Raw genomic sequence first — 9,356 nt, 5'->3', positions numbered from 1 at the left:
ATCACTCAATAGCCAAGAATGGATCAAGTGCTGAGTGTCACACTTTTTCTGTCAATAGGGGCTTGGTGAACACTTACGATGGTAACACCACCCTCATCGGTCTTTGCCGTGAGAACGAGGCGTACTTTAAAGGATAATAATCTTAGGTCAACAAAAAATATTTTATTTATCAACTGAGTGGAGATAAATTCACCCATTTGTATGAATTAATATCAGAATTGTCGATTCCTACTCCATTTTTGTACTAGCAATTTGTTGCCTGCAAACATATCGTAAACGCATACCGCTATCTTGGGTCTATTGACCTTTCGCGGTGATTTTTTTCAGCTATTTGTGGGTTCTTTATACAAGGCAGAGGCTTTGAAGTATAGCTAGCCTACATGAAGAGCCGATAACGTCATAGAAATGAGCCACAAATGCTGCCCGAAGGGTTCAGCTAAAAGCGTTTTATCTCGAACAAAATTTAACCACGAAAGATAAAACAGTCCCTCGTATGTCTTTCATTCTTCTTTCGCTAAAGCATCGAAACCTGCTGCTAGTTTATAAATCAGACATTTACAATAAGTAAAATATTCATTATTCGCTGACTTTTAACCTCAATAAATACAACTTGCTTTATATCAACCTATTGCGAAAAAACGGACTCATTTCTTTTAACCAAACTCATACCAAATCTCCTACTTTCCTTTCAGAATCAACTTTTTTTACTACTACGCCAAAGTCTTTAGTTTCTATAGTTTGAATTGTTCAACAACGAATGTGAATGTAATTGAATAGATGAGGGCGAGTAAATGACTGAAAATTTTTTTACTCTTCGTGGATTCGTGACAACATTTATGTTTGTGTGCCTATCACTCCCTTTCTGTGTACGTTCAAACACTCTAACCATGGGATTGGCAGGACAGATTAAAGATCGTTGTGAAATTAATTTTTTATCAGGCAATGTGATGGCCTTTTCTGAGCAGAAGACGCAATCATTGCCCTTCTCACTATATTGCAATCGCCCTTTGGGGATCACCATCAATTCTCAATATGGTGGCCTTAAATATGAACATCAGGGCGTTGAATTAATTGAAAATTACGAACTATCGTTGCAAGTCGATGAGCTTCAATTAAATGAAAGTCGGCTTAGTAGACAATTGCTGTCGCCCGTAATGATAGACAGTTCTGGTGTTATTCCCTTTACTCAACGAGGAGTACTTAGGGTAACGCTCGAAAATAACTTGCTTTATGCCGGTTATTATCAAGACGTTATTGAAATTGAAGTCTACCCTTCAATTCATAGCGTGACAAAGTAGGAACTCTGCAAATAACTGCAGGGCAACATACGCTCAGCCGTAATCGAGCCAACAATTAAAAGTTAAAGGAATTTCTTATGAAAAAGTTAACACTCTGTGCAGCTGCTGTTACCGCTATTTTTGGTGCTAACACCCACGCTGCTCCTGGTGATGTTCAATTAGTTGGTTATGTATCACCTGTTTGTGAAGTGACTGGCCTTGCCACACAGTTAATTGACTTTGGAAACGTCTCAGCAATTCAAAGCGTAACTGTAGGTGGTCTGAATTTGAAATGTAATGATGCAGATGGTGCCACCGTTACTATGACCAGTGCTGAAGGTGGTTTGGAGTCGGATGATAATGAAGACTTTGCTCTAAAATATGATGCAACATTTAACCCTGGTGGTGGTTTAGCATCCTTTACATTGAACGCACCGGGTGGCCCTGGTCTAAACGATGTTTCAGCCTCTCAATCTTATGGCGGTTCAGGCACTTTGGCGAGCGGTGTAGGTGCATCGATTGACATTATTACTACTGAAACATCCCCTTGGGCTGGTGGCTACTCTGACACATTAACTGTGAATATCACCTCAAACTAAACGTACAAAATGAGGGGGCGCATTTCGCCTCCTCCTTTCTTTTCATGTAAGATTTTTTTGATGGAGCTTACTACTATGACTCGTTGGTTCACATTTTTCGTTTTGTCCTTTACGTGTATGTTCGCACATGCGTTTAAAGTAGAACCGATGTCTGCCGAGATGGCACCATTAGGGAAACGTGCTCAAATGACAATGCGGGTAGAGAATACCTCTACCGTGCCATTGACGGTAGAACTGCAACCCTACTTTATGACCATGGATGAATATGGTAACGAGACCATCGAACCAGCGGATGAAGAATTATTGGTCATACCCGTCACTGCCATTATAGAGCCAGGCCGTGCACAATCGGTTATGATTCGGTACTTAGGCGACCCTTCCATCACTGAATCTAGAGCGTACCGGGTTGCGGTTAAACAAGTTAAAGTGGAACGAGCGAGCAGCAACCAAGGCCAAGTGAGTTTGCTTCTTCGGTTTAACACGCTCATCAATGTTCGCCCGCAAAATACCTCGCCCCAGTTTGCCGTGACAAGTATAAAACAAAACGACAAAGATAATTGGGTTCTAGAAGTACTGAATAACGGTAACAGTTACGGACGATTAACTAACACGACCTGGAAAGTGTCCGATGGCACTCAGTCAACGTACTTGAAAGGAAACGAAATCGCACAACGTATCCCAGGGACGTTAGTGCTGCCCCACTCCAAACGTATCCTTGAAATGTTACCACTTGAGAATTTCAATATTCGTACACTATCCATTGATATTGAACAGGAGAAGTAGCGATGCAATGGCGTTTATTAGCCGGTGTGATGGTGTGCTTTATCTATACTAAAGCGTTTGGAATTACGCTTTCTCCAACTGTCATTGAGCTAAATACGGATCATCAGCTAACTTCGCAATTGGTAGTTTCCAATAACTCAACTAAAACGCTCGCACTTGAAGCCAACGTTCGGCGTTTGACGTTTGCGCCTGATGGTACGTTTGAAACGTCTAGTTCACCAAATGAAGACATTTTGGTGTTTCCGCCCGCAGCAATGCTTGCGCCCGGAAAGCGTCAAACATTTAGAATACAATGGCTAAGCAAAGTGGCGCTCGACGTGTCCCAAAGTTACTTTATTCGCTTTAGCACCGCCAATATTGATCGAAAGAGTACGCAAGTCGAAAAAGTGAATGGTTTATCTACTGGGATTAATCTAAAGATCCACTACAACGCACTATTACACGTCCACTCTTCTTCTCTTCAACCGGACGTAAAGTTACATATTGGTGAACATGGTAGTTTAACGCTCACTAACTCAGGGAATCGATTCACTTTCACCTCATTACTCAGGTTTGACAGTCTTCATGGTGACTTTAATCAAGTCGTGCTTGAGACGTTAGGTGAGCAATTTGTCCCACCACATTCTACTATTACTGTACATTCTTCTTCGAATCAATTACCCGTTGGCGTTTATCATGGTTATGAAAACTGACTTTTTAAAGATTTTTAAGTTGATGCGCAGGTTGAATAGTCTCACATTCATGTGCTGCTCTGTTCTATTCATAATAATTCCTGCTGCCCACTGCCAAGAAATGGTGCTTAATCCGACTGGCCGAGATATTCAATTAACATCTTTGCTTAGGGTCAGTGATACCATATTAGGTGAAGCAGACATCACCATTACGGCAGACAACCAAATTTTATTACCCAAAGAGGACACCCTATCTCTCCTGACGTCAGTTGTAACGCAAGAGGTAATGAATGCGTTGAGGGAATCTAGTGGTAATAACGTATTGTCTCAGCAGCACTTCGCACAAACAGGGCTAGGTTTAACCTTCGATTTTGCTTCATTAGAATGTGTTTTGACGATCCCACCACAATTCAGCCTGACTCAAAATTTATCAATGAGCGAAGCGGGAAATTTATATAATTATGCGCAGCCAAGCCTTTTAAGTGGCTATGTGAATGTGTCACTTTCTGCAAATGAAAGTCAGTTTGTCGACGAAGACTCTGCTCGAGAAAGTCTATATCGCAGCCGATTCGACTCAGCATTGAATGTAAGCATGCTTAATTTTGAATATGAATCCTTTATAGAAAATGGTTCTCTAACTGGTTCAAGCTACGTTAGGGAGGGTACACGCCTTAACATCGATTACCCTCAACAAGGCACTCGAATAGTAATAGGTGATATGTACAACAGTGGTCAAGCCTTTCAAGATGGAACTGACATTTTAGGAGTTGGTGTGACGCGTGACTTCACGCTTATACCAACCAAAAATGTACGCCCTCGCGCAAGTCAAACCTTCACACTCCAACGTACATCTAATGTCGATGTGTATATCGATGGCATCCCTGTACAAAGGTTAACCCTTGGGGCAGGTAGTTATAATCTCAGTGATATTCCACTAGCACAAGGAAGCAATGATATTGAGCTTGTTATTACTGATCGTTCAGGAAATGAAGAACGCATTGAATTTTCGATTGCGACCGGTAATGATTTATTAAACAGTGGCGAATTCGAATATAGTATCATGTATGGCGTTCCATCAGAAATCCAAAATAGACAATTAGAATACCTCACGGATGAGCGTATTTTTCATGGTTATCTCGATGTTGGTGTCTCACCTTGGTTAACCTTAGGAGTTAATTCTCAAGTCCGTGAAAACCTATACCAATATGGTGCTAGCGCACTTTTCGCTTCTAAACTAGGCATTACTGAATTAAACGCTTCACAGAGTGATCATCCGATTTATGGCCGCGGTGACGCTTATAAAGTGGCATTCGATGCCGAATTTTCTAAATCAAACTCACTAGAGCCACAATTAAGCTTCAGTTATGAATATTTAAGTAATAGCTTCAGTGGAGTGTCGGCCTATGAAGCATCAAGCAGTGATATTAATTTAACGACTCATTATGCTAGTGCTTTTGGATCCATCTATCTTTCACGTTCATTACGCGCGGCTGTTACTCTAAATTATCGAGCTGGCGTTGATAAAAAAAACGATTATTGGATTGTAAGTCCCAGCTTATCAGCAAGATTATTCGATACACCCGCCACGTGGAGCGCTCGTGTTAATTATAAGAATAACGAGAGGGGGAGCGATGACATTAGCACGACTTTCACCTTAAGTTGGCCACTCAGCAAACAAACACGTGTCGTTGGTCGTTATTCAACAGAACTCAATGAAAGTGCCTTAGATTATAGTTATCAAAATAATATTGGAAGCACTGGCGGTGTTTCTGCATTTGCCAGTACCATTAATAACAAAGAGACTGACGCAGATGTTAATCTTGGGGTTAACTATACGGCAAACCGCTACGAATTAAGCGCGAGTCACACCTCTCGCCTTGAGAGCATCAGTGATAATACGAGAAATCATAGCACCGATCTTAAGCTTAGTAGTGCGGTTGCATTTGCAGGGTCATCAGTGACACTAGGAAGACCCGTTCGAGAAGCGTTTGCCATCATTAATAAACATGAAAGCCTTGCAGAGAACGACGTTGCCATCGACCCTACCCGAGACGGTAAGCAAGCACGCGTCTATCTTTATGAAGACGCTTCTGCGTTGGTTCCTGACCTTGTGGCCTATAACAGCCAAGTGATCGGATACGACGTGGAAAATTTACCACCCGGTTACGATCTCGGAGAAGGCGCTTTTTGGGTTAAACCTGGCTATAAAAAAGGATTTCAACTTCAAATTGGTTCTGATGCGGTATTAACCGTCATTGGTAAGCTGTTCGATCGTCAAAGTAACAGCCCTATTTCACTTGTTGCGGGCTTTGCCCAGTACCTTGGTAAAACACAGCAAGAACCGATTGAATTCTTTACAAACCGTAGTGGGGTTTTTGCTATTTCTGGATTAAAACCGGGACAATACAAACTCGTTCTTGATACTAAAGAGCAAGAGTCGGTAGTTATTAATCTTAGTGAACGAAGTGACACCTTGATCAGATTAGGAGAGTTATATGTCGATTAAACAACTAAAGCGGAGCGCATTGTTCTTGCTACCATTGGCTAATATACCTTCTGTTTGGGCTTGTGAAGCTAACTCTCTGTCTATCCAACCAGCATCAACACAAGCAAAATACGATGTCTTCAATAACAGTAGTTTTGCAACTATCAATACCTATCGCGTGAGTGCAAATATTATTGGTGAGGGCTGCGAGCTTAACTTAGCTTTACAGCTTGACGATACAAGTAAATCACTGAAAAGTAGCCGTCAAGAGCCGCTTTTTTTCGAGTGGAGTGGACAATCAGGTAACACAATAGCTAATCAATGGCGCTTTACTTTGACCGAGAACCAACCTACTGCAACCGTACAAATGCGCTTTCCCGGTAAACAATGGTTAACGTCAGGGAGCTATCGAGGAGTTTTAGAAGTTGCAACGTCTTATGCACAAGGAGACAGCAAGATAGAAATAAGTCCTACCTTGCTTCCTGTCACTGTAGATGTACCATCCGCGGCGAAAATTCATTTTTACGGATTATCACAACCACACTATGACCTTGACTTAGGAACGTTACATTCAAACAAAGTGATCAACTCCTCGCCAAATCTATGGGTACAAAGTAACTCTGCCTACACAGTTGTTTTGGAGTCATCACATCAAGGTGCATTGCGCCACGAATCAAATGACCCCAGATGGGACATCCCCTATCAGCTTATCTTCGACAACGATAATATAAACCTAAAACATACTGATGCACGTATTCAACGTGATGCTGCGACGATCGGGCAGCCCATTCCTTTGAGCTTTATTATTGGTGACGCGACGGAAAAGCCAGGAGGTCAATACAAAGATATGTTACAGATATTTATCGAACCTAACCTATCACAACAACCATAGTGTGTGCTATCTTTAAAATTATTAATAATATATTGGAAAAATTCGGCACTGTTATCTACATTTGATATATTGAAAATAAGTATAATAAATGTCAATGGTAGTTTATCATGATAAATATCGACTCAAAAAAGAATAGTAATAGAAATAGCAAGCATATACTTCTAGTTAGTGATAACGGAATTTCCAATCAGTTTATACAACAAGAAATAGAAAAAACTGGCTATTTTTCCTTAGAAAAAAAATGCTCGAAAGAGATCACTAAATCTGAAGAGATCATTAGCTCTGATCTCGTTCTTATTAGTTATCAAAACATAGTGGAGTTTAGTGGTAACAATGTAAGCTTAACAAACATATTGTCCAACAAATGGATAATTTACGATGTTCCTAAAGAAATTGGAGAAAAGGCATTAGCAGAAATGCAATTAATGCATTTCTTGAATTTGAAAGGACTTATCTATCAGGATGCACCTATAGAGCACTTCACACGTTGTCTAAAAACTGTCAGTGACGAAGATCTGTGGCTACCAAGAAAAGTAATGACACAGATGCTCTTCGAAATTCGCCCTTATGCACTAAATTTACAAGTGACACAGGCTAGTACTAATCTAACCAAAAGAGAAATTCAAATATTTAAACGCCTCATCAAAGGTGCATCAAATCTTGAAATATCTGAAGATTTATTTATCGCAGAAAGCACTGTGAAAACACATCTTTACAACATATACAAAAAAATGAATGTAAACAACCGTAAACAGGCCATTAAGAAGGCACGTTTTATTTATGACTATTCTTCATATAATAGCTCTAAGCACTAACTTATCACTGCTCATATGCTAATTTCAAGGAGGAAAGGCCTAATCTTCGAAATTTAATAGCTATTCTCCAGACAATTAATTTTGAGTTACGCGGTTCTTGTTTATCATTGCTTTATTCACTATCGCAACAACTGCGCGCTATTGCTGCAATTTCTCTTTTACTTCAACCACTTTTGAAAAATCTAAACCTAATTCTTCTACTGCTTCTTTGATAAGCACAGGATTTTGCATTACCTGCCCCATCAATGCCTGAAGCTTATCTTGTGGTAGCCCCAGTTGACTGATTGTTGCCATGGCTGCCAAAGGGTTTTGAGTTAACGCATGAAATAGCTCGTTGATTTTCTCGTCACTGATATTATTGTCTTTCAACATCGCAAGAATCGGGTTCATCAAATTACCTTGAAATACTTTTAAAATGGGCTAGGGTCTGTTTATCTTTCGCGGTTAAATTTTGTTCGAGATAAAAGCATTTTAGACGAGGCGAGGTGTATGTCGCCTAGTCACTCTAAGCAAATACACCTCAACAAAGGATAAAACGCTTTTAGCCGAACCCTTCGGGCAGCATTTGTGGCTCCTTTCTACGGCGTTATCGGCTTTTCATGTAGACTAGCGACACATCAAAGTCTCTGCCTTGTATAAAGAACCCATAAATTGCTGCAAAAATCAGCTCGAAAGGTCAACAGATCCTAACAGTTTACCACTGAGCACGACACCCACGTAACTCGTTATTTCATTTTAGGACAAATAAACTTACCTTTGGCCGTTACTCTCACGACATTGTCGACTTGTAACTGAGCGACTAGCTGATAAATACCATGTCTTTCACGCTCACAGTGAGCCGTTATTTTGATTCGCTCATCTAGCTCAATAGGAGCATGATAGCGAACATCTAACTGTGCGGTAAGTGCTTCAACGTCTTGAAACAGCAGACAATGCGTCATCGCGCCATCCAGCAGAGCACTTGCGATGCCGCCATGTAATAATCCGGTATACCCTTGATGACGCGGCAGAACATGAAATTCTGCGACAACGGAATGATCGGGTAAACATTGATACGCAACGGCTAAAGAGTTCGGATTCGCGTCGGTTGCAGAACACACTGCACATTGATAATGAGATTGGTGGGTAATGTGAGACATGCGATTTCTGGACATAATGACAACTCATATTCAAACAAGTAATTAGCATATGCCAATTACATTTAAAGAAATGATGAGTAATCTTTGTTTGCACAACACTGTGGTTACCAATGGTCATCAAGGTGCGGGATCCAGGGCATATACGGTCTGTTTTATCTTTCGAGCTGATTTGGGTACGTGAATACTTGGCGTACTGCGCCCTACCGTCTTTGACAAGAGGTACAACCACGGCACGCTGAGCGGGTGGTTTTACTTAACAAACTACGTTGGACTTTACAGTAGGCGCTCTTCAGTGCGCGACGAGCAGAAAACCAGTCATCTGGCTTTTGCAGGATTAAGTAGCCGTTAAATCGCTTGACGAGTTCGGTTCGATGATTATCAATGAAGCGGCTGTCGAACTCGATCTCAAAATAGTCGAACGCTTCTTCTATGCAGCTAAAGCTAGCGATTTTGTCTTGAATAGAATTCTCAGGCATTCTATTTTCACCTCTTGAATCACACCTTTCATTTTCATCTTTTCTACTTAAAAATGCGAGGATTAAACGCGAAATCAAGCTTTTCAGCCTTCTTGACGATCTCTTTCTTCTTAGGATGATTGGGAGTCACAACGTCGTTTTTATGTAAGCGTTCACCGAGGTATCTTGACTTACCAGATCTGAAGAAACATATGCAGTTTATAGATCAAAAACGTTTGG

Annotated in this window: 10 protein-coding genes and 1 pseudogene; 7 read left to right on the top strand and 4 right to left on the bottom strand. The window is 40.8% G+C overall.

Annotation, left to right across the window (positions count from 1 at the left end):
• Positions 1-791: 791 nt before the first annotated feature.
• The 7 genes from R7Z50_RS23690 to R7Z50_RS23660 all read left to right on the top strand — a co-directional run bounded on the left by R7Z50_RS23690 (position 792) and on the right by R7Z50_RS23660 (position 7,522).
• Positions 792-1,298: a hypothetical protein gene (locus R7Z50_RS23690; RefSeq protein ID WP_005398308.1), complete on the top strand. Its 507-nt coding sequence runs from the start codon at positions 792-794 to the stop codon at positions 1,296-1,298.
• Positions 1,299-1,375: 77 nt separating this feature from the next.
• On the top strand, positions 1,376-1,876 hold the full coding sequence (locus R7Z50_RS23685; protein ID WP_005398310.1) for a hypothetical protein: 501 nt from the start codon (positions 1,376-1,378) through the stop codon (positions 1,874-1,876).
• 75 nt (positions 1,877-1,951) lie between these two features.
• A complete protein-coding gene (locus tag R7Z50_RS23680; RefSeq protein WP_005398312.1) occupies positions 1,952-2,659 on the top strand; it encodes a molecular chaperone in 708 nt (235 codons plus the stop codon).
• Positions 2,660-2,661: 2 nt separating this feature from the next.
• Positions 2,662-3,351, top strand: a complete 690-nt coding sequence (locus R7Z50_RS23675; protein WP_005398315.1) for a fimbria/pilus periplasmic chaperone — start codon at positions 2,662-2,664, stop codon at positions 3,349-3,351.
• Positions 3,352-3,451: 100 nt separating this feature from the next.
• Positions 3,452-5,836, top strand: a complete 2,385-nt coding sequence (locus R7Z50_RS23670) for a fimbria/pilus outer membrane usher protein (RefSeq protein ID WP_031780705.1) — start codon at positions 3,452-3,454, stop codon at positions 5,834-5,836.
• Complete coding sequence (locus R7Z50_RS23665; protein ID WP_005398319.1) at positions 5,826-6,707, top strand: hypothetical protein; 882 nt, start codon at positions 5,826-5,828, stop codon at positions 6,705-6,707. The genes R7Z50_RS23670 and R7Z50_RS23665 overlap by 11 nt, the downstream gene beginning before the upstream one ends.
• Before the next feature lie 107 nt (positions 6,708-6,814).
• On the top strand, positions 6,815-7,522 hold the full coding sequence (locus R7Z50_RS23660; protein ID WP_169629191.1) for a helix-turn-helix transcriptional regulator: 708 nt from the start codon (positions 6,815-6,817) through the stop codon (positions 7,520-7,522).
• A gap of 138 nt (positions 7,523-7,660) precedes the next feature.
• Here the strand turns inward: R7Z50_RS23660 and R7Z50_RS23655 are convergent, their stop codons facing one another.
• From R7Z50_RS23655 to R7Z50_RS23640, 4 genes and pseudogenes are all read right to left on the bottom strand, one after another.
• Positions 7,661-7,912, bottom strand: a complete 252-nt coding sequence (locus R7Z50_RS23655; protein WP_005398555.1) for a DUF2999 family protein — start codon at positions 7,910-7,912, stop codon at positions 7,661-7,663.
• Positions 7,913-8,247: 335 nt separating this feature from the next.
• Positions 8,248-8,676: a PaaI family thioesterase gene (locus R7Z50_RS23650; RefSeq protein WP_005398557.1), complete on the bottom strand. Its 429-nt coding sequence runs from the start codon at positions 8,674-8,676 to the stop codon at positions 8,248-8,250.
• A gap of 185 nt (positions 8,677-8,861) precedes the next feature.
• Positions 8,862-9,137, bottom strand: coding sequence for a nitrogenase-stabilizing/protective protein NifW (locus tag R7Z50_RS23645; protein WP_005398559.1), 276 nt, complete (start codon positions 9,135-9,137; stop codon positions 8,862-8,864).
• A gap of 43 nt (positions 9,138-9,180) precedes the next feature.
• A pseudogene (locus R7Z50_RS23640) lies at positions 9,181-9,276 on the bottom strand (RES domain-containing protein); the annotation flags it as partial.
• Positions 9,277-9,356: the final 80 nt, after the last annotated feature.

It is taken from the genome of Vibrio sp. 1249-1 (assembly GCF_033340495.1).
The sequence above is the reverse complement of the archived record's forward strand: the minus strand, read 5'-3'. Positions and strand labels throughout refer to the sequence as shown.

What these genes read in the sequence shown, in the direction of transcription:
- R7Z50_RS23690 (WP_005398308.1), top strand. Translation starts at nt 792, where the DNA reads ATGACTGAAAATTTTTTTACTCTTCGTGGATTCGTGACAACATTTATG.
- R7Z50_RS23685 (WP_005398310.1), top strand. Translation starts at nt 1,376, where the DNA reads ATGAAAAAGTTAACACTCTGTGCAGCTGCTGTTACCGCTATTTTTGGT.
- R7Z50_RS23680 (WP_005398312.1), top strand. Translation starts at nt 1,952, where the DNA reads ATGACTCGTTGGTTCACATTTTTCGTTTTGTCCTTTACGTGTATGTTC.
- R7Z50_RS23675 (WP_005398315.1), top strand. Translation starts at nt 2,662, where the DNA reads ATGCAATGGCGTTTATTAGCCGGTGTGATGGTGTGCTTTATCTATACT.
- R7Z50_RS23670 (WP_031780705.1), top strand. Translation starts at nt 3,452, where the DNA reads ATGGTGCTTAATCCGACTGGCCGAGATATTCAATTAACATCTTTGCTT.
- R7Z50_RS23665 (WP_005398319.1), top strand. Translation starts at nt 5,826, where the DNA reads ATGTCGATTAAACAACTAAAGCGGAGCGCATTGTTCTTGCTACCATTG.
- R7Z50_RS23660 (WP_169629191.1), top strand. Translation starts at nt 6,815, where the DNA reads ATGATAAATATCGACTCAAAAAAGAATAGTAATAGAAATAGCAAGCAT.
- R7Z50_RS23655 (WP_005398555.1), bottom strand. Translation starts at nt 7,912, where the DNA reads ATGAACCCGATTCTTGCGATGTTGAAAGACAATAATATCAGTGACGAG.
- R7Z50_RS23650 (WP_005398557.1), bottom strand. Translation starts at nt 8,676, where the DNA reads ATGTCCAGAAATCGCATGTCTCACATTACCCACCAATCTCATTATCAA.
- R7Z50_RS23645 (WP_005398559.1), bottom strand. Translation starts at nt 9,137, where the DNA reads ATGCCTGAGAATTCTATTCAAGACAAAATCGCTAGCTTTAGCTGCATA.